Raw genomic sequence first — 23,305 nt, 5'->3', positions numbered from 1 at the left:
TCAATGAATTAACGAACGATCCTTTGTCGTTTTCCAGCCAGTGTGAGCAATGCACAGGTCACAATCAAGCAAACCGTGGACGGCTCTGGCACTGCGGCAACGCTACCCATGAGCGTGAGCGTCATGTTTCCCAAGGCAGCCGCACCGGGAAGGTTCTCGTCAGAGAACTGCAAGGTGTAACTTGCTGAGAACGTTCCGATGCTCGAAGTATTCAGCGCGGCAGTGAAGGCGTTGGTGAAACCAGCATCGAGCGAACTGAACAACGACAGATCTGTCGTGAGCGCGCCGACGTCTCCGCTGCCAAGTACGGAATCAAGGTCCAAGCCCGCCGTAAATCCCGTCGTCGCAACCAGGTTAGCAAGGCTGAATCCAAAGCTCGGCGATGTGCTGCCAAGCAGCACCGTACCGAAATCGTAAACTAGCGAATTTGCGTCGCTGACCAACGAAAACGAGGGATTGGCATGATCGAGCACGTTGAGTGCCAGATTAATCGTGTCATTTCCGTCGTTCGCTCCACGACCCGTTCCACCGGCGGTGGTGATATCGAGGTTGTTAACTGTGACAGCCCCGGAGCGTAAACCTGCTGTGGCAGTGTTGGTGTTGAGGCCGACGGAAAGCGACCGGCTGCTCGTTCCCGAAGTCAGCACAGGAAAGGCATTGTAACGGCCAGTGACCGACGAAGTGGCGGCGCCCGAGGGGGTCACTTCATAGTACGTGCCATCGAGGCCGGTTTTGGTGAGGTTCACATTCTGGGCCCCTGGCACTGGTGCACCCACCAACACAGAACCAAGATTCAAATTGACGTTTGACCCACCGCTGGCGTTGGGTGAACCACCCACGTAAAGCTGCGAATCATTTTGCTGATCGACAAACACTGACCAAACGTATTCCGGGTGATCGACGTAAGGATTGCGATTTGACTGGCGGTAAGGATTACTAATCGCGGGGCTGTTGGCGCCGGCCAAGCCATAGATAGCGTGGTTGCGGCGGCGTTCAAACGTATCGGGCACATCGCGATAGTGATAGGCAACGAGCGAAGACAAATCGCCCATTTGTAAGCCAGAAGGTGTGCCGTCGGTCAGAGTCAACTGACTGTAACGAGTGGACATGTAAAATTGTGCCCGAGCAGTATCCCCGGCATCGGTATCACCAGGGTAGTAATAATCGCCGACATGCCCGTTGTTTCCCGTTGAAGTATCAAGACCAAAGGGCTTGTTACCACGCGAGGAGTTGATACTTGGGTTGGCGGGACGCAGATTGAATTGATCGGACGCAACATTTGTTGATCCATTGCTGGCACTGGCGGCGAGACGTGATTGAGGCCAAATATGCTCGCGGTTCCAAGTGCCGCCTTCATCCCATGCCGAAGAAACAGATGCACGATTATACATCAGTAAAATGTTGTTAGCATTGTTGGGATCGACATCTGTAATGGGTGCCGAGTAACGGGCATTCCCATAGTTAACGCCTGTCATGCTGCTCACAATCGTTTGCAATTGTGATTTCAACGTGGCACCGGTGCCAGTTGCACTGTTGTAGTAGGTGGCCGGTGCGTCGTATTGAGCCTGTAATAGGCTGGTCGACAAAAGGGTAATCATGGCCACGAAGGCCATCGATAGGGCAAGGTGCTTCTTCATTAGCTGCTCCGAATTTCTAGTTTGCTCGCCGCAAAGTTGTTAGTGATTGTTGGTTATTAGGAAAAATGGCGGGACGAACCTAGTCCGTTCGTCCCGCCTACTCCGCTTGTCCCTGCAGAGGTAAGGCTGTCCTCTACGACTTAGCCGATAAAGCGGCGACGGCCGAGAGCAGCCAGTAGCATGCTCAGCGGTGCCAGAACCAAGGTGCTTGGCTCGGGAACGGTCACCGCGTCGAAGGTCAAGGTAGGACCGGCATAGGTGAAATTCGTGTTGCCGGCATAGGTAGCAGCGGTGGAAGCCGAATCGGGAGTTACGATCAACCGCAAGGTTGTACCGTTGTTGATTGCATCAACAAAGCCGGTCAACGCTGCGCCTGAGAAGCTCAAGGGAAAGGATTCCACCGTACCGTTGGAAGTGTTGGTGTAGTTGCCCGATCCCAAATAGGTCAGGCTACCAAAAGTGCCGCCGACACTTGCTAAACCGTTGTTGCCACTTTGATAAGCAGCTGGTGAGGTGCCGGGTTGGATGTTGATGCCCGTCGATGCCGTGAAGTAGAAGCTCATCGGGCCATTGAGACTGAATCCTGCATTGGACTCGGTCAACTTCAAAACAACATTCTCCACATCTGCCACTGGGTCCAGTCCAAGTCCGGCCAGATTGAAATCAACTACGCCATAGCTTGCAAAAGTGCCGTTATTGCTACCTTCCACATTAAAGAAGGCTTTACCGCTGGTGCCCGAGCGAGGACCGCCGGGTTGCACGGTAGCATTGTCCGAGGCTTCAATCGTGGTAGCGCGGGCTACAGGCGCCGTAACGATCAACAAACTCAGAATTCCCAAACACAAAGCATGTCGTTTCATTAAACTACTCCTCATTTCTTGGTGACGGAACTACAAAGAACTTGGCTTGCCATCCCAAAAAACAGAAAGACGTTTTCAAAGTTTTGAGCAAATGAGAATGGAAGTGGGTCGGCGATGGGGAGCAACGCTCGACCCACTTCACATTGCCTCAGATTAAGCAACACGATTGCGACGGCGAGCCGTCAGCAAGCCGAGCAAACTCGGAACTGTGAGCAAAAGGGTCGATGGTTCGGGAATAATCGTACCCGAGACATTCAACGTCAGAACTTGCGAACCAGCCAAGCCCGCACCAGCATAAGAGTCGGCATCGGAAAGGCCCAGCGTGTAGGTTGCCGAATAAACACCCGGCACATTGTTCGTGTCGAACGACGTCAGGAATGAATAAGCATTGCCAAGGCCGGCAGCCAAGGCCGTGAATTCCCCATCAGCCAAATCGGTGAACAAAACACCAGTATCACCGCTGCCAACAATCGAATCGAAGTCCAATTCGGCGGTATAACCGGCGGTTTGCAGAGCATTGAAAATGGCTTCGCTCACCGATTGAATTCCACTGCCTTGCATGAAAGTGCCGAAATCAATCGTCAAAGCATTTGCACTGTTGGCGGCAAAGGCAGCCGTGCTGGGATCAAACGCCGCGGCGGTGTAAGACACGGCCACAGGATTGACGGCTTCTCCAGACAAACCTTCACCAGCCGTCGAGAGGCCAATCGCGCCACTCTTAGGACCAGCTGTGGCAAACGTGCCAGCGACACTACGAAGAACGGTATCAGCCGCACCGTCAAACAGTTGACTCGAACCAGTGGCGACAATCACGGAACCGTCGGTGGCCGAAACGCCGTTCACGGTGACACGGGTGTTGTTATTGTCATCACCCGTGGTGCTCAAAGTTGTGTTTTGCGCACCTGTGGAAGCACCAACAATCACGCTACCCAGGTTGACAGCCGAGCTGTTGATCGTGCGATTGCCAACGACCGTGGCCGAAACATTCACCACGTCATTCGCATCTGCCGAACCTTGGCCAGCACCAGCGCTTGTGCCGATCGTGTTATCGACGGTCAACGTATAGGCTTTGGCACCCGTAGAGGCCGAACCATTGGCGTTGTTAGCTAATTGCAGACCTACGATTTCGTTTTGGCTACCACCGGCAATTGCGCCGTCGGCAGTTACGGTAAGCCCGTTATTGCTCGCGACGGCTGAGTAGGTTGTCGCATCGCTTCCGGTCTTGGTGAGATTAACGTTCAACGATGGGGTTTGACCTTGCATTACGCGACCAAAGCCCGCAGTGCCGGGTGCAGTGATCGTCGAGTTGTTGCCAGTGGCTAGTGCCGAAACAGAGCCATCAAAAATAAAGTCATTAACACTGAACGTGCCAGCCGCGCTGGTTCCGCCGTAAGCGTAGAGACGGAAAGTGATCGCGGAAGTCACAGAGTTGAAAGCCGCACCTCCCAGATTCATGTTGAAAGCGACTGCGCTACCCGAACCTGTGATCGCCCCCGTGGCAATATCGGCAGCGTAACCGTCCAAAGACGACCGGAACGCATAGGTCGTGGGACCCGTGCTGGAGCGTTGGTAGTTGCCCGTCAGATTGGTGAAATCAATCTGAAAGCCTGAATTGGGGGTCAGAGTCCAAGAAAAATAATCGTTGAGATCCAACGTGCTATTGAACCCAGCGGCATTGTAACGATTGCTACCGGCGTTACCGGTGAGCCCGCTACCACGGCCAATACCGGAAGCTGTCATGTTGGCGGCCACCGTTTGTCCCAGAGTAAACGGATTTGATGACGACGGGGCCGAGTCGGTGATTTCATTCGAATGAATGTTGGCGGCATTTGCTGCCGTTGTGGTGAAGACCACGGTACCGACCAGTGCGGCACTGAGGAATCCACGAATTGTTGTCCACTTCATTAGTCGCTCCTTTCAAGCCAAGGCAAGAACAAAAGTTGTTCATTCAAAGTTGTAACGACGGCTCCGAATCTGCTGATTCTTCTCGTCGCGACCACCATGTTGCCAGACACAGGTTCAAGGGACGTCCAAGCATTGCGAAAGTTTGATGAAGATCAGCGCCGCTTTCAGTGAACATACGGCAAGTATCTCTTCATATATCAATCCCGGCGTCTTAGTGTCATGAGCAATGATGACCAGAGAAGATCGGATAAGTTTGGTGGTTGAGAGACGCTGGTAAGTAGAAGTGAAATCTCTAATAAGTACAGAGAGGCTGATACAGCGAAAACTGAATCGAACATTCACTCAAAGTTTACTTTCCTTGGACCGAACTTGGACGTTGCTCACTCACAATAGCCCCCGTGCGACCTTCCTTGAGAGTCAGTGCACATTATTTCCGCGTGAACTGCGAGCTAATTGGCGTTGATTGGCCAACCTGCGACATGACGCCGTTAGTCAACTCGACTGGCCGTTTTTAAGGAATGTTCGCAGAACTCTGGGCGGTCTCGGCATCCTGAATCGAAATTTTTCATAGCAACTAGAGGGGTCACAAGGTATGCGACAAATCAGTCTTATTCGTTCGCTCGCTCTTTTGTTGGCGAGCACAATGGTTTTATTTGGGGCAGGACGTGCCAACGCCCAAATTCAGCAAGATGATCTCGTGGTCGGTGTGAATAGTAGTTCTACCGATAGTTTTCGGATCGTTCGCCCGGGCTCGGGCGCAGTTCCCGGCGTCACGGAATTCGGCGGCAGCGCCACTTCCACTCCCTGGTCAAAAAACTTTATTCAAAGTGTCGAATTCGACAACGCCAATGGCATCAGCCACAACGCATCGGGCAATTTTCTCGGTGCCAATTTTGGCAACTCCTTCACGGGGTTTGAAATCTTTAACTTCGCCACCAATGGGAGTGGCACGTTTCAAAGTGTCTGGGGAATTAAGAATGCCACTGGAGGTGCTCGCACCGACCGTGGTGGTGGTATGTCGGTAAGCCCGGACAACACCAAGATTGCTTGGGGTGCGAACGATGGTGGCTTGATCCATGTGATGCAATATGATGCCGGCCCAGCACCTGGAACGGGCAGTGGTGCTTCGATTAATGGCTGGATGTCAACCGCGACCGGCAACGGCAGCGGTAGCACGGGGAGTTTGACTCCTTTGAAGACTGGCACCAGTCAAGCGACCACATGGCTTGATAACAACACCGTGCTTGCCCTTAATGCCTTTGGTGAGTTGATTAGCTTTGACGTTAGCTCCGCCAGCTTTGGCACGACAAGCACTCCCAACACCACTGCCAGCTGGATGATCGAAAAAAGCGGCATTTTCAGCAGCAGTCCAGGTGACGCGCAATTCACTGGCTTGGTTTACAACGAGCACATTGCTCCGGATATCATCATTGGTTCGGCCGGTTTCTTCTCCGGTGGGTCAGAAACCGAAATTTTCGTTTGGGATAAAGACACGTTTGAGGAAATCGCGCATATCGATATTTCTTCTAGCGTGGATGACGGTGATTCGCAAGCCACGGGCCGTGAAATTGCTCTTGATTCTCAAGGCAACCTCTATGTGGGTGGTTTTGGACAGAATGTGACCAGTGTGATTCCAAACTTCGTTGAAGAAGCGATGAATGGCACGCTCTCTGACAATAGCTCGGTGTTCTGGTATCAGAATGACTTCTTCACTTCGTTTAGTGGCTTAGACGTCGCTGCCTCGGTGGGTGGAAGCGTGGGTGTTCCGGGAGATTTCAACGACGACGGAGTAGTCACGGGCCGTGATTTCTTGGCTTGGCAGCGTGGCGAGTCACCCGCTCCTTACAGCACGGGTGATCTGTCGGATTGGCAAACTGCCTACAACGGTGGTGCCTTGGCGGCCGTCAGCGCCGTTCCCGAGCCGTCGACTCTGTTGTTGGCATTGGCGATTGGCACTTGCCTCGTCGGCAAGAGAGATCGTGCCGCGTAGTAGAAGTTAAACAGGATTTACAAAAAGTATCTCTTGTTGGTTGGCATTCGAGCCCGCCTTGCTGGGGCAGCGGGCGGGCTCGGTGCCTTTATTGAATAATTGTGGAAAGTGTAATGAAACAACGTTCAGGAAGATTGTTTTTTGACATGCGATGTTCTCGCAATTCGCGTCAATACGGTTTCACACTTGTCGAACTGCTGGTTGTCATTGCAATTATTGGAGTTCTAGTGGCCCTACTTTTGCCAGCCATTCAAGCCGCCCGTGAAGCCGCACGACGCACGCAATGCACGAATAGTATTAAACAGATCTCTCTGGCTGCTGTTAATTACGAAAGCGCGCAAGGCGCGTTTCCCATCGGCATGGAAATGATGCCGAATTTGAATCTTACTAAGGCCACATTTTTTGTGCGGTTGCTTCCTTATTTGGAGCAGGCCGGTCTCTATAGTCTGTGGGATTTCAAACCCACCGGTTCGGGGCGTTTCCCCACAACAAATGTCACTGACAATCCCACCACTTCGCGGGCAGCGACCGTGATTTCCGGCTTTCTTTGCCCTTCGGATGTCTTCCCCGAGAATCCATATCAGTTAACGGGAGGCGCGGGAGCATTCCCCAGCACTTCTACGAACGGCGCCCCTGATGGTTACTATTCGGCAACCAGCTATGCCGGGAATTATGGCGAAGGTTCCTACTATGTGCAGTACTCACAATTTCCAATTCGTCCAAACGGTGTTTTGTTTTTGACGGGGTCCAGCAATCAACTGGCGGCCTCCACAAGCGGCGGCGGGATGAATGTTCTCGTGGAGAATCATAAAGAACTCCCTCCCGTCAGAATTAAGGACATCACAGATGGCACGACTCAGACGATCATTCTTGGTGAAAAGTTCCATCACGACGAATTTTTTGATAGCTGGACTAGCAATAATAGCGGTCAAAAAATGTATCAAGTCTCAGCCTGGGCCTGGGCTGGCGGTATGAAAGGGACGGCGCATATTTTCTGCTCATCGGCGGTTCCCATTAATCAAACCGTCCAGGCGTATACGAGTTCTCCCAACAACATCATTGCCCAAGATAAGCGATACAACGGTTGGGGCAGTGGCCATCCTGGCGGCGTCATCTTCGCGTTCTGCGATGGATCGGTCCGATTTGTCAACGATTCTCTGAGCCAAATTATCTTGACCAGGTTATCGACTCGTGCCGCCGCCGACATTGTTGAAATGAGTGAGCTGTAATGAAAACAGGTTTTAGTCATCGAGCGATCATCATTCTTGCAGCGTGTACCCTGCTTGCGCTGAGTGGTTGTGGCGGCGGACCTTCGTATGAAGTCGCCGAAGTTGAAGGAACATTGCTAATCAATAGTCAACCGGGGAAAAAAATTGGTATTCAGTTTATTCCCGACGTCGACGCCGGAACACAAGGCCCCGTGTCGACGGCCGACACCGATGATTCCGGCCACTTTAAGTTACAAGTGATGAGTGGAGCAGGTGGAGCGAAGGAACTCGGCGCGGTAGTTGGATCGCATCGTGTTGTTCTTACCGATTTGCAACTTGCTGCTTCAGCCACCGGGCAAGGGGTTCCGATTCGGCTTGCTCCCGAGCATTCGCTACCGGGATCGACACCACTTAAGCAGGAAGTCAAACCTGGCAAGCAAACCATCGAGATCCAAGTGCCATGAAACAAGTTCGGAAGTCAGTTTGCACCGATACTTCGTTTGCAGGTTTTACTTTGGTCGAACTGTTGGTGGTGATCGCCATCATCGGCGTGTTGGTCGCCCTGTTGTTGCCTGCCATCCAAGCAGCGCGAGAAGCCGCACGGCGGACGCAATGCGTCAACAACGTCAAGCAAATGAGCCTGGCGGCATGCAACCATGAAGCCGCCACGGGTTACTTCCCGCCGGGACGCAAAAGGCCTGATTTTGAAGTGCTCAATGGCACGAGGTGGGAAGAAAAATCCATGGATAGCTCGTATCCACCGTGGCCAACCCGCCCTGGCCGGCGAAACAATAATTTCTCGGTTCACATTTGGATCTTGCCCTACATGGAGCAAGGCAATGTGTATGACATGATTGACTTTAATCTTGGTCAGTCGAAGCAAATGCTAAGCAGCGATGGGTCGACACCGATTAATCCGCATTACAATGCTTATGCCACGGCTTCAGGGCTATTTATCTGTCCTAGCGATCCATTCACCCAGCTGATCATTTCCGAGAACAATTATCGTTGCAATTTCGGCGGCTCGACTCCGTTTGCTGGCCATTCGGTAGGCGATACAACCGCGGATAGTGATAAATTCAGTCCTGATAAACCCTCTCGCGAAGGAGATTCTTACCCTGCGGGCGGAAACGGAGCTTTTTCTTATAGTGCCAAGGGATTTCGGTCAAAAGATTACCATGACGGGTTATCGAGAACAATTTTTTTCTCTGAACGCACAAAAGGGAGCGGAAACGCGGTTTACGGTGGGTCAGACGTTCAAGTCACGAAATACGACATGATTGGCTTGGGGCAAGGCAATAGCGTGTCGAATATTACTGCTAATCAACTATTAAGCAGTTGTCTCAAGCCTGCGATTACAGGCCCCATTTTTTATGGCGCTGGTCGTTGGCTACCGGGAGACATCTGGTCGAACGGTTGGCCCTTCGCGGGTTACGATGCCACGGAATACAATCACGTGGCTCCGCCTAATTGGGAAGGAATTGATTGCGGCAGCAATAGTTCCATTCCCGATGCGGCCTACGAGCACGCTCTTGTGGCCGCGCGAAGTGAGCATCCCGGCACGGTTGTGGTTGGCTATGGTGATGGTCATACCTCGCTGATCAACGACTCGATCGATTTGGCCGTGTGGCGGGCATTGGGCACTCGAAATCTTCAAGAGACGATCCAGGCCGACAATTAGCGATTTTCATTTCGCCTTCAGCCATGTCGCTCTGTCGGTTTGCCGCATCCGTCTGCCCAAAATTTCGACATCTCTTGTCGTGTCCCGATCGAATGTGAAGAAATTAAGTTGATAGTGTGAAGTTACCTGTCAACTTACATCCTGTATGGTCAGTCATCGTTTGCAATAAAGTTTACTACTAGTCCTTGTGGATTGCCGAGACTTAGCTGGTTTCTCAGCTTCTTCATAGATCTTAAACCGTTTTGCAACCTTGGGTTTGTTATTCTTAACCTTCAACGAATCTTCGTTGAAGCGAAGCAACTTCCAATCTTGGTTGACCACTGGTCCCGGGGAAAGGTTGGGTATGCAGGGAAACGAAATTGTCATGGGTTTAGTGCTTGAATCAGCAGCGAGCGTGGGCACGCTGCCTCGGCTGGAAACAAACAGCGGCCAAGACCGATCGCATGAGCGTTCGTTTGAAAGCACAAATAGAATATTCTCTGACTCGGCCGAGTATGAAGGGTCTCACAAGCAGGCGGCGCAACGCCGTTGGCAGCAAGGCAACGAGCAAAATTCACTTTTGGTGTTGCTGATTACGAGCGGAAACCAGCAGCGTGATCGCTTAGAGCGAGCTCTGCGGCAAGGTGGATATCGCATCATGACGGCCGCCTCGGGGCGCGAGGCCATGAAAGTTCTCCACTCGTGGGGCAACTTTTCGATGGTTATGGCGCATCGATTGCTCGATATGCCGCCCGTCCAGTTCTGTGAAGATCTACGAGCCAGCGATGGCAGCCATGCGGATGTTCCCATCATACTCGTGGCTGAACATTTTGACGCGGATCAAGCAGTCGATTGTCTGCGTGCCGGCGCAAACGACTACATCTCGGGTCCGCATCTTGATGAGACCCGAGTTCTACTCGCTCGCTTGAGCGCGGTGATGCGCACCCGGCAGAACCGGCTCAATGCGGTTCAAGGCGAATCAGACCGCTTAATTACCGTCGGGAGTATCGTGATTGATCCCGTGAAGCTACGCGTGTTTGTCGATGACAATGCCGTCGAGCTCACCAAAATTCAATTTCACTTGCTTTGCACGTTGGCACGCCGGCCAGGGCGAGTGTTTCCGCACATCGAACTACGTGCTGAGATTGCCGAACATGGCGGCAATCCTGACGAACGCAGCGTCAAATCGCATATCTTTCATCTCAGAAAACGGCTGGGAAGCGTCGGCAATTACGTGCAGACCGTGCGGGGGCTGGGCTACATGCTCACAGAATGTGATCATCTTTCCTAATTGTTCAGCGACAGCTCAGGGTTAAACAGAGTTAGTTCCAATAAATCATCTATTTGTGAATACAATTGATAAGTGTCACATAATAATGACTTGCCACTCATCTTTTGCGTCTCACGGTATGTACCAAATCACAACGCCCGTTTTAGGGTCTTCACGGCCTTCCAGCAGCAACGGCCAATATCGCTCGAAGGCAGTCGGCGCGGGGCGCATGTTCGAGAACGGTTTACTCAAGGCTGGGCCGTAGGTTGTTGTCGGCACCGACGGGGTGAGCGGAACTCCCTGCCGCGCGGCATAATTGGGCTGAACCATGCCCGCCCCGGCACCGGCTTGAAACCGCGGATGCAGCGGTGTTGGCACCACGGCATTGGTTCGCAAGCGCGAGAGCGCGAGCGCTTCGTTATAGCTCAATCCCATCGCGGCGGCTTCGCGCCAGACTTGGGCGGCGTCGGGCCGAAACGTCAGCCCTTGGCGATTCGGCAGCGGCTGGCCCAAACCTTGGCCGTAGAGACTCTGCGAGAAAAGGCAGGCCACCATGGCACCGGCCAAGAGCAAGGCAATCAAACCGATCGGAATGTGTTTTAGCATAGGGGCCCTCCCCCAACAGGTTGAAGCGGTAGAGGACAAACGGTGTGGAATCAACAGAAGAGTTTATGCAGCAAGCGTGCCGACTCAGCCCTCTCGATTCCGTGAGACATCCAGCGTTGAGCTGGAAATTGTTGTCGGCACACAAGTTAGTGTAGCCGAACCGCATGCGGCGCGAAGCAGCCTGCAACTTTCCGCCAAAAATTTGGCAACGAAAAGTGTCGCGGGGCTGCGACGGTCTGTCGCAATAGAAGATGCAAGAGGTCGGAGATTAGAGGTTAGGAAAGATAATCATGCATACGACGACGGAAGGCAAGGCCACTGAGGATCATGGAACACGTGATCAGCGTACTTGGTTCGGGGCATGCCGCGCCGATGTAGATTTCCAGATCATTCCCGTTAATGGAAGACGGTAGGTATGCACCCGATGTTGATCGGGCTTGGTAACGAATGTTCTCAATTCGCATGACATCGTCTTCCCCATTAAAGTGAACAAACATTGAACCTATGTAACGAGGTGAACCTACTGCAACAGAATATCGGGGGTCGCTGGGATTGGTGATGTTTGACGCCACAGCTACCAAGATACCGATCTCGTCATTCGGCGTGCCGGTATCTTCGTTAATGCTCCAAAGAGGCAATTTCCCACCGGGCGCAGCGCCATTGGAATCGATAACGAAATTATCAGGGTTCCATCCGATGTTATATGCATCGACAACGGCCCCCGATAAATCGATATCAAAAGCAATCCACCCAAAGCCAGCTTCGTTGGATTGCAGGTCGCTGGCCAGAATCGAGAAATCGAATTGCAAAATTGTTTCGCCGACGCAGCAATTGGGAGAGGTCGGGAGTGCAATGGGAGTGAAAGCAGTATCATAGGCCGCCACCATTTCGGGAATCAGGTCAACGACAATCGCACGCGCATTGGCTGTTGCAAAGAAAGTGACCAGCGAGATGGCGGCCAGAAATCTTTTGATCATGAGAACGTCCTCCTCAAGTGCGTGAGAATTTACCGTTGATGGCGCCGGCAAATGCTAGCCATCATTCCCAGCCCCGCCAAGACGAGGCTGCTCGGTTCGGGACCTCTCCAACCAACGACTTTCGACACGGGAAAACCCATGGTCGGGGGAGTGAACTGCCCCGTCGTTGTTTTCGCGAAATACTGGATGCCGCTGATGGTCATAACCGCACCCGGATAGCCTTTATGGCGCAGGAAGAGACTACCAACATAGCCCGGCAGGCCCCCCGGTTCACCGACGTTGCGGCGTGGGTCAAAGGCGCTGGTAAACGCACCGGCCTCCATTTGGATGAGAATGCCTTGCTCGTCGCTATCCGATGCTCCAACGTCAGCATTTGTAGAAAACAAGTACCTCAACCCACCAGGCGGAAAGCCGTTGTAATCAACCACCGGATTGTCGCGCGTCCAACCGACGTCATAGGCATCTTCGAAGTTGTACAAGTCAACATTGAATGCCAGACCGCCAAAGCTATCTTCCCCTGGCGCCAGGCTCTTGACCGCAAAGCTGATATCAAACTGATAAATCACGGGAAAGCCATAGTAGCGCTGTACCGGCAAGGGATTGAAGTCTTCATCATAGACGCCTTGTATGTCGGCAGAGATCTTCAACGAGATCGCTTGAACCGGCGAGAGATGCAGTAAGCCAAACAGACAAGCAAGTGCCAAGATTTCCTTGCGCATAAGATATAGTCCTTTCGCGCTGATTGATGAGTCTGTCCTCAAGAGCTAAATCAGATTGTAGTTCTAGGGGATGAAAAACACCAGCGTATTTTTTGGGTCACCAGCCTACCAGCGATTTTTTCTGATAAACAAAAAAAGCCCCTGCATCACTTGGATGCAGGGGCTTTGTGTTTAGCGACTCTTCAGAATCCGTTGGGCCGAAGCGATTAGGCCATGCGGCGACGGAAGGCCAAGCCGATCAGGCTCAAACCACCCAGAACTAAGCTGCTTGGTTCAGGAACGTCACCGAATCTAACGGTTGAACTAACACCAGAAGTCGTATTGCCGAATTGACCGGTGGTGCTGTTAATCTGGAACAGGATGCCATCTGTCGAAAGAGTCGACTTTGTCACGCCGTCCCAAGTGACGTAGAGCGAACCAATGTAGGAAGGACCGGGAACTGCGGCACCAGCTTGACCAACGGTGCGGCGAGGATCAATTGCGTTGGTCACACCACCAGCAATCGAAACCAGGATACCGACATTGTCACCAGGGGTGCCAGCATCGAGGTTAGTTGCAAACAGTGGTACCACACCGCCAGGAGCTGCACCATTGGAGTCAACCGTTTGTCCATTGGGCTGCCAACCACCGAGTTCGGTCGTCAAGCCAGGGCCAAGGACCACGTTGAAGCCAATATTAGCAAAGCCTGCTTCACCAGCCTGCAGATTCGTCACATCGATCGCGAAATCGATTTGATACACACCGGCTTGAAATTCCGTAACAACGGTTCCTGGAACGCCTGCGGGCAATGGAGCCAGGGGAACAAAGTCGGTGGCGTTGTTGTATGCATTAACAATGGTTGGAGTCAGTGCGACGTTAAGAGCATGAGCTTGAGTAGCGGAAAAGCTAACGGCAGCGACAGCCAAAAGTGCGAAAAACTTCTTCATGTTGATATCTCCAAAAAGTCTTATTTGAATCGGATGAAGCGACTACTATCGCTTCGTGTATTGAAAAAAGGTTGGTCTTCCTTGGACCTCTTCCAGATTGAGCTCCTGCCTCAATCTTTCTGCACCAGTGGTTCGCGACAACAAATCGCGATTTTCAACTGGCCTACCCCGCTCGCTGTGATAACTCTGTATCCTGCAGCGAACCGTTCAATTTTTCATAAGACAAACCTCACAAGTTTCTGTGTCGCGTCGGGCGACTAGTCGTTCGTATGTATGCTGTGTGTCACGGTGTTTTACTTCTTGAAGCTTCGAAAGCTTCGGGTTTCAGTTCGCCTGCGGCGACTCTTCTGCCGTCTCGATGCGTGGATCGAATCGACAGCAGCAGTTCGCGGAAAGTTGTTGCCAGGAAAGCTTCTGAGGTGGTCGATTGCGAACACAAAGTTCGAAAATCAGATCGGCTCAAGACACCAGAAGAGACGGCAAGCAAGCTGAATTAGCTGCAAAATGTAGAAACAAAGAACGGTTCAACCCGCAGGGAACTCACTTCTTTGTATATGCCGCAGTAGTTCTTCTCGAAAATGAGGAATTTGACGAAGGGCGGAAGCCTGCACACGCTGGCTGATTGCCTCGACAGGGTTCATTCTAGCAGGGAGAGAGTGCCTTGCAAGAGAATTTTTTAAAAATCTCTCTGTTTTTCTGAATCCTGCGAAAATCTTAATAGTTCCGGGGAATTTGAGAACAATTTCAATCCATTCCCTCCTTGAAATCGCCGGCCCAAATGGAGGGAAAGGTATCCGGCTACGCCTGTAACGGCCATGAAAGGTGATAAAACTGGAATTTGGATGGTTCTCCCACGACAGGAGAAATTGTCTGTTTGGATTACGTCTCGAGAACACGACGAACGGCCCGTGTCGATTCTGGGGGCGAGAAGGGCTTGTGAATAAAAGTAACTCGGGTTCTGGGGTTTGATGATGCAACGCGTCGTCGTCGGAATAACCAGTCATATATAGCACCTTGAGTGCCGGATTCTTGGTTCGGAATAGCTCAGCCAAATCTCAGGCACTTAGGTTTGGCATAACGATATCGGTCAAGAGCAGATCGATGCCGTTAACAGATTGTTCAGAAACCAATTGCGTTTCATTTCCATCAGGAGCTTCGTAGACGGCGTATCCGCTTGCGTGCAAAGTGGTGCACACAAGTTTGCGTAGTCTTTGCTCGTCCTCGACCGCAAGTACCTTCTCGGATCCGATACCTACTGAATGACTAAACTCTGGTTCAGGAAGAGTTGCCGAAGAGGGTTTGGATTTTGGCAGATAAATTTTAAAAGTGGTACCTACACACTCTTGGCTGTCGATGTATATCTGTCCTTCGCTTGGTTTGATTGTCCCTGATTGGAATCCGCACAGAACTTTTGGCAGTTAGAATTGCTTCATGTTCAACGGCGGACCTGCAACCCTGGGCCAGTGCCATGACAGCAGGATCCTCAATCGGCTGAAGTGTCTGTTGGTCGGAAATATTGAAGAACTCCGCGAGTTGCAATCCTGGCAGATCGCTAAACGACCAGCCGGTTAATGCCTCCGCGACCTTGATTAAGTAAAGTGACTCGTCCACGGTCATCAGTAGCAATGGCGGCATCCAGGATAAAATTGAGCGTCACCTGCCAATACTCAGGCTGATTGCGCTCTACAACTTCTGCGTTGTTTGCGCGAACTTGGGATGTACGCACCGCCTCGCACGGAATTGCTATTCCAATACTTCCAATTAGATAGAGCACGACTCCTATTCCATGCTCAAGAGTGCCGACCGGGTATCGCCAAGGCGATTGAAATAACAACAGGCTTGCGAAGCTCGCATCCAATAAAAGCAGCAAGAACCGCAGACCCAACGCCCCCATACTTGGAGACGATCATGACCAGTAGAAATCAAGCTAAGAATGGGAAACTCAACCCGAGAGATAGTTCCAGCAACACACTCAAGCTGAAGAGCACCGATACGCTAGTAGCTGTATACACATACTTCAACCAATGAAAAGATTCTTTCCATATAAGGACTGGAAACTCAAACCACACTATCGGCATCCTGATTTTGAATGAACAAGAAATAGAAATTCTCGCTAGCAATGGGGACCCTATACCCGACAAGCTTACTAGACGTTCGCCCGGATATTCGAGTAAGCGGCGCATTCAGTTCTCGCATCATCGCGAGATGCGTTGTCCGATTGATTGTGATTACTACTTCTTGAATACATTTTCTGCGGATATTTAGCATATAAAGGCGTTTACACGAACTTATGCATTTCACATTCGATCACTTTTTCAGAGAAGCATTGTTAACGGTGATGCCACTTGAACCAAGTGTGTGCAGTGCTGATTTGGGGCAAGCCGCAGAGGCTGCGCTAATAAGTATGCTCGATGAGATTGTTTGCTGACTGATCAAAATCCGACCGGTTACTATTTCCACAAAACAGAATCACGGACTAAGGGTCAACTCCCCTATAATGTCTTAGGTTTAATGTTGACATAGCTCGCAGACAGTCAACATAATCTAAAAGACTTAATACAAAACTACTCTTGAGTGATCCCGTCGGGACGGATGGGTTTTGACTTAAGTCAGAGTGATGGATTTAGAATGCGAGCGGAAGACAGGCGACTAAGCAGACTCTTTCGAGGTGAGGTGGGAATTTCGAGCGAATCAGGTCGACTTGCTGGCCTTAGCCGTCAGTTGCATATGCTCCGTCGAGTTCTCACTCACAGATTATTTAATTAACTCCCGTTGCCCGGGAGATCGCCTGAACTATGATCGGCCGTACATTGGTTTATATTGTCGACGACGAATCCGCGGTGCGCGAGGCGCTAGCCTGCCTGCTTCAAGCCGCAGGTTTAATGACAAAATGCTATTCTTCGGGCGAAGAGTTCTTGCAGTCATTTGATCCTCATCTTCCTAGCTGCTTAGTGATCGATGTTTGCATGCCAGGGATGGACGGTTTGACGTTACAGTCTCGGCTCGCGAAGAACGGTTGTCGGCTACCTGTTGTGATCTTAACTGGCCATGCCGACGTACCGATGGCTGTTGAGGCAATGCGTCGTGGAGCCGTCACGTTATTGCAGAAACCGCCACGATTTCATGAATTGCTGGACCTCGTGAAAGGGGCGATCGAGTGGCATCGCGAATGTTTATTGCAACAACAGGCATTCGAAGATGTCAACCAGCGACTTACGACCTTAACTGACCGCGAAAAAGAAGTGCTGGCCTTGGTTGTTGTTGGTAGATCGAGTAAAGAAATTGCCAGCAAGTTAGGAATCGGGCAGCGCACCGTCGAACAGCATCGCGCTCACCTCTTGAGCAAACTTAAAGTGAATTCGTTGGCAGAACTAGTACAGATCTCTTTGCGAGATCGTCCGCGTGCCAGCCTGGATTTATATAACTGCTCTGTTTCTTCAATCAACGGCTTACAACACTACTCAGCGTTGTAGGCCTTCTACTGATGGGAATAATTTACAATAGCGCGACCATATGTCGCGCTTCTGAGGAATCGTGGCATCCATCGCTAGTGCGCACGTGACATTTCTGTGCAACTAAGCTCGCGCTTCTGACATGTAGTAAAATCACTCCAAAGTCACAAGCCGAAATTGTCGACACTCATACATGTCACTTATTCGACTGCACGTTCCTAGAGAATGTGATTGCAGCTTCATAAAACTTCGCAACGTCGTTTGATGACTGACGGAACTTTCTTTGCGTACTGAAGAATTGGAGCACGATTCGCCATGACATCCGAGAAGTTGCGATTTGCCTGTATGCTTCACTGCCAACTCTGTATTGACGCGGTCAAGCAATGGTCCGAAACTCATCATGAATTCTTTCTCGTCTACGCCGGTGACAGTCAAGGAATAACGACCACCCAGCTGACGGATCCTAGCCTTGACGTTGCTCTCATCGATCTTGATCTCAAAGAGGATGCGTTTGATCTGGCTGGCAACATTCGCAGCAGTGGGAATAAGGCTAAGATTGCGTTCGTCGGTGGCGAATGGACCGACCTGCTTATGGCAAAGGCGTTGCAGGCAGACGCTAAAGGGCTGTTATTAAAGAACGAATCGCCCCAGGCTTTGTTTGAGCACCTACAGCAGATTTGTTTAGGAGAGACGCGATTCTCTGAAGGGTTAAAGAGTCGAGTACAATATGACTCAGTAACTCACGCTTATTCCATTGCGACTCGAGACCCCGTGGCATCGTTAAGCGCATTGCAGTTAGAAATATTTCGACTACTAGCGTATGGTGATAGTCTCAAAATGATCGCCAGTAAACTGAAACTCTCAAGGAAGTCGATCGACGGACATAAATACAGATTGATGCGTAAACTTGGCATAAATGATCGGGTGCTGCTGAGTCGCCTAGCGATCCGGGAAGGACTGATACAACCTTGATCGCAAGCTTCTCCACAAGAGTACTGCGCATACCCATCCCATTCACCGTGACAGATCATAACTTAAGTCGCGAACGCACCCCTCACTAAGAAACGCTCGACCGTTGTCAAATAAATTTGGGCCTTCAGGCTATCGGTTGTCAATTGCGTTCCCTGTGCCCTCCGTCTTTCATGATTCTGTAAAGCGTCTTGCGGTGTAGGCCAAGCGAACGTGCCGCCGCTGATTTATTGCCTCGTGCGAGCTGGATAGCTTCGGCGATGATTGCTTGACTTATCATCTTGTAGTCACCCTCAATTGGTATTGAAAGCATTTTATTGTTCCTGCTGCGCTGTCCGGGGACGAGCAGTTCGTCAATATCCGTTTCTTCGACGGTGGGTCTTTCCATGAACACATACATTCGTCGTATGAAATTGCGGAGTTCATCGACATTCCCTGGCCAATCATGCGATTGAATCCTAGTCAGCGCGGGCTTGGAAAATACTAAACTAGCCCAGCGACTTTGCAGCGATAGGTCATGGCCCGTGTTGATATTCAACGCATGTACTAGCGGGCGAATATGCTCGACTCGATCTCTTAAGGGAGGTATGTCTATCAGATTCCCGCCGAAGAGTGCCTGCAGCCCTGCAGAGAGAGCCGTCGAATCGCTACGCCATTTGCTACGGCTTGTTGTGGTCGCCACAATTCGTGCACGGAATGCGATTTTCTCGCTGCTACAAGAGGGTGAAAATTGGCCCACCTCAACAATATTTGCTAAACGGAGTTGAATAGATTCTGGGAGTGAAGTGACATTGTGCAGCAAAAGTGTTCCCGACCCTGCCTGTTCCAAATAGCCAAGTCGGCGTGAATCGTCCAAACCATGACTGGAGTTGCCAAAGAGCATATCGATCAACTGGCTTTCGTGAATAGCATCGCAGTAAACCTTAATGAATGGGTGGTCGCAGCGGTCGCTTAGCTGGTGTATCCAATTGAGAATCGTTTCTTTACCCACGCCTATTTCACCTCGTACCAAGAGGGGGGTGTTGCATCGTGCCAAATTGATTGCTTGATCGCGCAGATTGTTCATCCTTGGTCCAGCAAACACGGGCAGAAGGGAGCCATTTTCTGAGGGCTCTCGCAGTAATTCATGTTCGCTGCGAATTGCAGGGAGTAAACGACTGTGCGGAGGATTGCGCTGGAGAACCGAAATGACTTCTTCTGAAACAAGTGGTTTGGCTAAGAAATCCGTTGCTCCCAATCGAAAGGCACGGATTGTCGAGGCAATCGTTGGTTCCGCGGTCAGTGCAATAAGTGGCAATGTGGGTGCTATATCCCGCGCTTTCTTGAGGACTTCTAAGCCAGCCGACGTCGTGCCATTAATTCCCAGTAAAAGTGCATCAACCTGTTGCGAACGCAGTCGTGCTAGGCCACGCGCTGGTTCGTGTTCTGTGCAGAGAGCAATTTTAGACCCTGCAACGGCATGATTTATTGCACGGCAAGTTGCATCGTCATCATCAATCAACAACACTTGACGAACCATAGATCAAAACTCCTGTAACTGTGGAGGTTGCCCACTGGGATAAGCGAGCTTTACCTGTGGTGCAAGATGATCTTGAGATAGTCAGATCAACGCAAGATGCGCTATGCGCATTGGTAGCACGGCAACTACGCAACGTGCGAAATTGTTACGAGGAACAACCGCTTATTATGCTTGATGTGACTAGCCAAACTACGGACAGGCTACGTACAGACCGCAAGCAAGGTAAAGTGTTGCTTGGTCTAAGCTGAGGGGCTGATCTCAGAGAGTGGCTTTGTGAGATGCTAAGTGTACTGTGGATTGCATAGTTGCTTACCGATATATTCCTCGACTGGTAACACTTGCATAAATCGGCCTCCGGCGATGAAGGCACCGCCATCTAGCGGGGTACACCAGAGTATATCTGCCAGCATTGTGATGCGCTTTTGGTCGGCCATTGTGATAATCATGGCAGCACGTTGAGGGGTAACCTGGTTTTCGAGTGTTATCTCAAAACCTGATTCGGAAAGATTGGTGATCTTTGCCATTTCAGTGGAAGTGACAGGGTTGCTTGAAAGCTGTTTGATATGCTGTTGCAAAATGATTTCCGCATCTAACGAACAAGGAAATCGTTCGTGAGTTCGTCGCGTATCGGTACGCTGAATTTCTGGCAAAACACCGCCCAAAATACGACCGACGGCTTCTCGAATCGCCATGTTTGCTTCTGATTCTGCCGCAGATAACTGAAATTCTCTGTCGATACGTTTTGTCGAAATCCGCCTCAGTTCCTCAAGACGTACCTTTTCTCGTACACGGGCCGAAACATCGAGGCCTACGGCAGAGGCTAGGCCAAACCCTCCCCAGGTCATCCAAATCATCCGCGTACTGTCACTGAAAAGCGTGCTGACGCCACAGGCGAGAAGGCACGTGCTAACCCAAGCAATGACCGTCGCTAGGCTGTTATTTGTCAGTCTCATAAGAAGCTACTCGAACTTTTGGTGAAATATCGTCGCCAAACGAGAAGATAAAAAGTGGCTAACACAAAGATACTTACCTCGATATTCGCATGGTGGCAAACTACGACGCGTGAGTCAGGGGCAATGCCTCGCGTTAAGAATGGGGCCGCAGGCGGAAAACCGGCGATTCAAATTGTTATTGAGGTATTCACCACGCTCGTAATAAGACTTTTAAGCCGCGTGGCTTTGACCACATCGTATTCTTCGATAAAAAAATTCAGCCTTGGTAAGGCGTATAAAGTAATTGCCTCCTTGCCGTGTCAAGCGAACTACCCAGTACAGGATTAAATGGCATTGGCAACGATTCTTGGGTACGGAAAGAATGCTCCGGCTGATCTAAGCGACTAGGAAGGCTAGTAGACTGAATCCCCGGAGTACGAAGACGTATGAAATTGACAGCGCAGCCTGTAATCCGAAGTCTACCTAGGCTCTTCGGATGGATTCTTAGCTGATGGCTCAACAAAATTCGGCCTGATTGGCACCAGTGTCAGAATAGTGGAACCGTATTGCGACCCAATTTGGGAGTAGTAAATCGAAAAATGTTGGCATTTCTGTTAAATTACGACAATTTTACTATTGCAATAGACTTTAAGGCGTGTTCTCTTAAATGACACCGGTGGCAAGTTTTGGTTCTCGTGCGTATTCCGGTGTATCTCTTGTCTTGAGTCTGTCTCATGTCGGTCACGATCTACGAAATCGCTGAGCGTGCTGGAGTTTCTAGCTCAACCGTTGCGCGCGTCCTGCGAGGTGATGTTAAGGAAACCTCACTCGGGAGTGCTGCCCGTGCGGCTCGCATCCGGCGGCTGGCTAAGGAAATGGGATATCGCAAGAATTGGCGAGCCCGGGCGTTCTCCCGGTCCCGTACGCATGCTGTCGGATTGTTCCACACTCACACGGCGTGGATTTGCGAAGGGACGATGGGTGAGGTCGCAGGCGGCTTCACTGATGAAATGCATGAACAAGGCTACCACGTTGTGGTTGTGCCCTACGACGATAAAGGCGATTGGCGGGAACTGCTGCTAGACGGGCGTTTTGATGGGATTGCGGTGTCGCACTTCTTGCCCGACGCGGCAACGAAGGTGATCTCCGAAATTGGCCTCCCGCGCGTGTTGTTGATGGATAAGACCGTTGCCGACTGGTCGTGCGCCGTGACCGAAGATGAGGCGGGAGCCTATACGGCTACCCAGCATTTGCTGGATTTAGGCCATCGCCGCATTGTCATGTATTTGCATGACAGTATTCGACCTCACTATAGCGTGGCGGATCGTCATGCCGGATATCGACGGGCGATGGTCGAAGCGGGGCTTGAGTCGGAAGTGAAGTTTTGTCACGCCGCGGAAGACGAATTGCCGCAGATTCTGTTTCAAGGTCCTCATCGGCCGACGGCGGTCGTGTGCTACTGCCATGTCGAGGCAATGGCCGTGTATTTAGCGGCCTGGCAGCATGGCTTGCGAATTCCAGACGACTTAAGCGTGGTGGGTTTCAACGATTTGCAATCGACAAAGTACATGACCCCACCACTGACGACGATGGGCTTTGGGGCCAAGCATATCGGACGCTTGGGGGCGAACTTGTTGGTTAAACAAATCGAATCGGAAGAAGCAGAGATCGAGCGAATATTCGTCAGACATACTCTGATCAAGCGAGCATCCACTGCTCCGCCAAAAGTGGCAGATTTGTCGTAGATGCGATCTAGGTATTAGACACTAGCTTTTCATTAACTTTTCAATTGATGTGGTAGCAGCAAGTCGATGGGAGTCGGCAATTTTCGTCCTGGGATAATACCCAAGACGTGCTGCCGGAGGTAGGCGATTGATTCAATGCCGAGACGAGATGAGGCATCTCAAGACTATTAGCTATGGCGTTGGAGTTCTTTTCAGAATCTTTGGGAGTGCGACTAATGAAACGGTTAAGCAGACACGCATTGCAGGTTCAGTGCATGGCAGTGGCTTTGATTATGAGTTTGGCTTCGATGAGCGTTGCCGACGTTGTGATCGGCGATTTCGAACAATCGGCACCTGGCTGGGGACGTTGGAGCGGTGGAGTTCAGCCTTGGGATGCTGACTACGCTTACACGACAAATGGCGCGACCTTAGGCAACTACGCCGTTCAATACACCAAGCCTGGTGGCGGTTATGCCCAGTCTTTGGCCTACAGTGCGGGAGCGGCCGGCACGATTGCTGACTTTGTGACCAATGACAAATTGTTGGTCGACGTAACTTTCCCGGCAACGACGTTTGATGGCTTCGCTCAGATTTTTGAGATTGCTCTCAACTCACAGTATGGCGGCTTCGTGGGTAAGAGCTACACAGCACAAGGCGTTGGTTGGGGGCCAGGCGGCGGAGGGGCGCAGACGGTTACCTTGGAATACGATTACCACTCAGGACTTCCAGCCGATCCCACGGACCATAAGTCGGATTGGATTGCCAATGGCAACCCAGGTTGGATCGAAATTATTTTCGCGACCAATAGCGATGCTAATCATGGAATTTTTCAATTCGATAATGTGCGGCTGGTGGCCAATGTTCCTGAACCAGCCAGCCTGAGCTTGGGCGGGTTCGCGATGAGCGCGCTGTTGCTCGTACGTCGCCGTAGCGTTTGATCGCGTGATTTGG

General features: G+C 51.2%; 19 protein-coding genes. 9 read left to right on the top strand and 10 right to left on the bottom strand.

All coding sequences use genetic code 11. The annotated features are described in order from the left end of the window. Positions 1–8: 8 nt before the first annotated feature. The 3 genes from AC6T8Q_RS19915 to AC6T8Q_RS19905 all read right to left on the bottom strand — a co-directional run bounded on the left by AC6T8Q_RS19915 (position 9) and on the right by AC6T8Q_RS19905 (position 4,402). Positions 9–1,637, bottom strand: a complete 1,629-nt coding sequence (locus AC6T8Q_RS19915) for an endonuclease I family protein (protein WP_500680749.1) — start codon at positions 1,635–1,637, stop codon at positions 9–11. Positions 1,638–1,777: 140 nt separating this feature from the next. Next, on the bottom strand, positions 1,778–2,497 hold the full coding sequence (locus AC6T8Q_RS19910) for a hypothetical protein (protein WP_500680748.1): 720 nt from the start codon (positions 2,495–2,497) through the stop codon (positions 1,778–1,780). 153 nt (positions 2,498–2,650) lie between these two features. After that, entirely contained in the window at positions 2,651–4,402 is a 1,752-nt protein-coding gene (locus tag AC6T8Q_RS19905; RefSeq protein WP_500680747.1) for a beta strand repeat-containing protein, read from the bottom strand. Between the two features lie 592 nt (positions 4,403–4,994). Between AC6T8Q_RS19905 and AC6T8Q_RS19900 the strand changes: the two genes are divergently transcribed. The 5 genes from AC6T8Q_RS19900 to AC6T8Q_RS19880 all read left to right on the top strand — a co-directional run bounded on the left by AC6T8Q_RS19900 (position 4,995) and on the right by AC6T8Q_RS19880 (position 10,551). After that, positions 4,995–6,392, top strand: coding sequence for a hypothetical protein (locus tag AC6T8Q_RS19900; RefSeq protein WP_500680746.1), 1,398 nt, complete (start codon positions 4,995–4,997; stop codon positions 6,390–6,392). Between the two features lie 146 nt (positions 6,393–6,538). Next, complete coding sequence (locus tag AC6T8Q_RS19895) at positions 6,539–7,621, top strand: DUF1559 family PulG-like putative transporter (RefSeq protein ID WP_500680745.1); 1,083 nt, start codon at positions 6,539–6,541, stop codon at positions 7,619–7,621. Beyond that, complete coding sequence (locus AC6T8Q_RS19890; RefSeq protein ID WP_500680744.1) at positions 7,621–8,064, top strand: hypothetical protein; 444 nt, start codon at positions 7,621–7,623, stop codon at positions 8,062–8,064. Before AC6T8Q_RS19895 ends, AC6T8Q_RS19890 begins: the two co-directional genes overlap by 1 nt. Then, positions 8,061–9,281 carry a DUF1559 family PulG-like putative transporter gene (locus tag AC6T8Q_RS19885; protein ID WP_500680743.1) on the top strand — a complete coding sequence of 407 codons (1,221 nt, stop codon included), beginning with the start codon at positions 8,061–8,063 and terminating at the stop codon, positions 9,279–9,281. The genes AC6T8Q_RS19890 and AC6T8Q_RS19885 overlap by 4 nt, the downstream gene beginning before the upstream one ends. A gap of 364 nt (positions 9,282–9,645) precedes the next feature. Continuing rightward, entirely contained in the window at positions 9,646–10,551 is a 906-nt protein-coding gene (locus AC6T8Q_RS19880) for a winged helix-turn-helix domain-containing protein (RefSeq protein WP_500680742.1), read from the top strand. Positions 10,552–10,662: 111 nt separating this feature from the next. Here the strand turns inward: AC6T8Q_RS19880 and AC6T8Q_RS19875 are convergent, their stop codons facing one another. The 5 genes from AC6T8Q_RS19875 to AC6T8Q_RS19855 all read right to left on the bottom strand — a co-directional run bounded on the left by AC6T8Q_RS19875 (position 10,663) and on the right by AC6T8Q_RS19855 (position 15,532). Further along, positions 10,663–11,136 (bottom strand): hypothetical protein, encoded by a 474-nt coding sequence (locus AC6T8Q_RS19875; RefSeq protein WP_500680741.1) that lies wholly within the window; start codon positions 11,134–11,136, stop codon positions 10,663–10,665. Between the two features lie 275 nt (positions 11,137–11,411). Continuing rightward, positions 11,412–12,113: a hypothetical protein gene (locus AC6T8Q_RS19870; RefSeq protein WP_500680740.1), complete on the bottom strand. Its 702-nt coding sequence runs from the start codon at positions 12,111–12,113 to the stop codon at positions 11,412–11,414. A gap of 29 nt (positions 12,114–12,142) precedes the next feature. After that, positions 12,143–12,832, bottom strand: coding sequence for a PEP-CTERM sorting domain-containing protein (locus AC6T8Q_RS19865; RefSeq protein ID WP_500680739.1), 690 nt, complete (start codon positions 12,830–12,832; stop codon positions 12,143–12,145). 206 nt (positions 12,833–13,038) lie between these two features. Beyond that, on the bottom strand, positions 13,039–13,758 hold the full coding sequence (locus tag AC6T8Q_RS19860; protein WP_500680738.1) for a PEP-CTERM sorting domain-containing protein: 720 nt from the start codon (positions 13,756–13,758) through the stop codon (positions 13,039–13,041). A 1,552-nt stretch (positions 13,759–15,310) separates the two neighbouring features. Beyond that, positions 15,311–15,532 carry a hypothetical protein gene (locus tag AC6T8Q_RS19855; protein WP_500680737.1) on the bottom strand — a complete coding sequence of 74 codons (222 nt, stop codon included), beginning with the start codon at positions 15,530–15,532 and terminating at the stop codon, positions 15,311–15,313. Between the two features lie 1,036 nt (positions 15,533–16,568). Here AC6T8Q_RS19855 and AC6T8Q_RS19850 point away from each other — a divergent pair. Both AC6T8Q_RS19850 and AC6T8Q_RS19845 read left to right on the top strand, forming a co-directional pair. Further along, a complete protein-coding gene (locus tag AC6T8Q_RS19850; protein ID WP_500680736.1) occupies positions 16,569–17,231 on the top strand; it encodes a response regulator transcription factor in 663 nt (220 codons plus the stop codon). Positions 17,232–17,525: 294 nt separating this feature from the next. After that, positions 17,526–18,182 carry a LuxR C-terminal-related transcriptional regulator gene (locus tag AC6T8Q_RS19845; protein ID WP_500680735.1) on the top strand — a complete coding sequence of 219 codons (657 nt, stop codon included), beginning with the start codon at positions 17,526–17,528 and terminating at the stop codon, positions 18,180–18,182. Positions 18,183–18,321: 139 nt separating this feature from the next. On the opposite strand, the gene AC6T8Q_RS19840 is transcribed toward AC6T8Q_RS19845, so the two are convergent. Beyond that, positions 18,322–19,698: a sigma-54-dependent transcriptional regulator gene (locus AC6T8Q_RS19840; RefSeq protein ID WP_500680734.1), complete on the bottom strand. Its 1,377-nt coding sequence runs from the start codon at positions 19,696–19,698 to the stop codon at positions 18,322–18,324. Between the two features lie 281 nt (positions 19,699–19,979). Beyond that, positions 19,980–20,651, bottom strand: a complete 672-nt coding sequence (locus AC6T8Q_RS19835; protein WP_500680733.1) for a hypothetical protein — start codon at positions 20,649–20,651, stop codon at positions 19,980–19,982. 713 nt (positions 20,652–21,364) lie between these two features. Here AC6T8Q_RS19835 and AC6T8Q_RS19830 point away from each other — a divergent pair. Then, positions 21,365–22,375, top strand: a complete 1,011-nt coding sequence (locus tag AC6T8Q_RS19830; protein ID WP_500680732.1) for a LacI family DNA-binding transcriptional regulator — start codon at positions 21,365–21,367, stop codon at positions 22,373–22,375. Between the two features lie 254 nt (positions 22,376–22,629). After that, entirely contained in the window at positions 22,630–23,292 is a 663-nt protein-coding gene (locus tag AC6T8Q_RS19825; RefSeq protein WP_500680731.1) for a hypothetical protein, read from the top strand. Positions 23,293–23,305 lie beyond the last annotated feature (13 nt).

Origin of the sequence: Bythopirellula sp. (assembly GCF_041737835.1) — a bacterium.
Taxonomy (GTDB): Bacteria; Planctomycetota; Planctomycetia; order Pirellulales; family Lacipirellulaceae; genus Bythopirellula.
The sequence above is the reverse complement of the archived record's forward strand: the minus strand, read 5'-3'. Positions and strand labels throughout refer to the sequence as shown.

Excerpts from the sequence above, each read along its gene's own strand:
- AC6T8Q_RS19915 (WP_500680749.1), bottom strand. The coding sequence starts at position 1,637 with ATGAAGAAGCACCTTGCCCTATCGATGGCCTTCGTGGCCATGATTACC.
- AC6T8Q_RS19910 (WP_500680748.1), bottom strand. The coding sequence starts at position 2,497 with ATGAAACGACATGCTTTGTGTTTGGGAATTCTGAGTTTGTTGATCGTT.
- AC6T8Q_RS19905 (WP_500680747.1), bottom strand. The coding sequence starts at position 4,402 with ATGAAGTGGACAACAATTCGTGGATTCCTCAGTGCCGCACTGGTCGGT.
- AC6T8Q_RS19900 (WP_500680746.1), top strand. The coding sequence starts at position 4,995 with ATGCGACAAATCAGTCTTATTCGTTCGCTCGCTCTTTTGTTGGCGAGC.
- AC6T8Q_RS19895 (WP_500680745.1), top strand. The coding sequence starts at position 6,539 with ATGCGATGTTCTCGCAATTCGCGTCAATACGGTTTCACACTTGTCGAA.
- AC6T8Q_RS19890 (WP_500680744.1), top strand. The coding sequence starts at position 7,621 with ATGAAAACAGGTTTTAGTCATCGAGCGATCATCATTCTTGCAGCGTGT.
- AC6T8Q_RS19885 (WP_500680743.1), top strand. The coding sequence starts at position 8,061 with ATGAAACAAGTTCGGAAGTCAGTTTGCACCGATACTTCGTTTGCAGGT.
- AC6T8Q_RS19880 (WP_500680742.1), top strand. The coding sequence starts at position 9,646 with ATGGGTTTAGTGCTTGAATCAGCAGCGAGCGTGGGCACGCTGCCTCGG.
- AC6T8Q_RS19875 (WP_500680741.1), bottom strand. The coding sequence starts at position 11,136 with ATGCTAAAACACATTCCGATCGGTTTGATTGCCTTGCTCTTGGCCGGT.
- AC6T8Q_RS19870 (WP_500680740.1), bottom strand. The coding sequence starts at position 12,113 with ATGATCAAAAGATTTCTGGCCGCCATCTCGCTGGTCACTTTCTTTGCA.
- AC6T8Q_RS19865 (WP_500680739.1), bottom strand. The coding sequence starts at position 12,832 with ATGCGCAAGGAAATCTTGGCACTTGCTTGTCTGTTTGGCTTACTGCAT.
- AC6T8Q_RS19860 (WP_500680738.1), bottom strand. The coding sequence starts at position 13,758 with ATGAAGAAGTTTTTCGCACTTTTGGCTGTCGCTGCCGTTAGCTTTTCC.
- AC6T8Q_RS19845 (WP_500680735.1), top strand. The coding sequence starts at position 17,526 with ATGACATCCGAGAAGTTGCGATTTGCCTGTATGCTTCACTGCCAACTC.
- AC6T8Q_RS19840 (WP_500680734.1), bottom strand. The coding sequence starts at position 19,698 with ATGGTTCGTCAAGTGTTGTTGATTGATGATGACGATGCAACTTGCCGT.
- AC6T8Q_RS19835 (WP_500680733.1), bottom strand. The coding sequence starts at position 20,651 with ATGAGACTGACAAATAACAGCCTAGCGACGGTCATTGCTTGGGTTAGC.
- AC6T8Q_RS19830 (WP_500680732.1), top strand. The coding sequence starts at position 21,365 with ATGTCGGTCACGATCTACGAAATCGCTGAGCGTGCTGGAGTTTCTAGC.
- AC6T8Q_RS19825 (WP_500680731.1), top strand. The coding sequence starts at position 22,630 with ATGGCAGTGGCTTTGATTATGAGTTTGGCTTCGATGAGCGTTGCCGAC.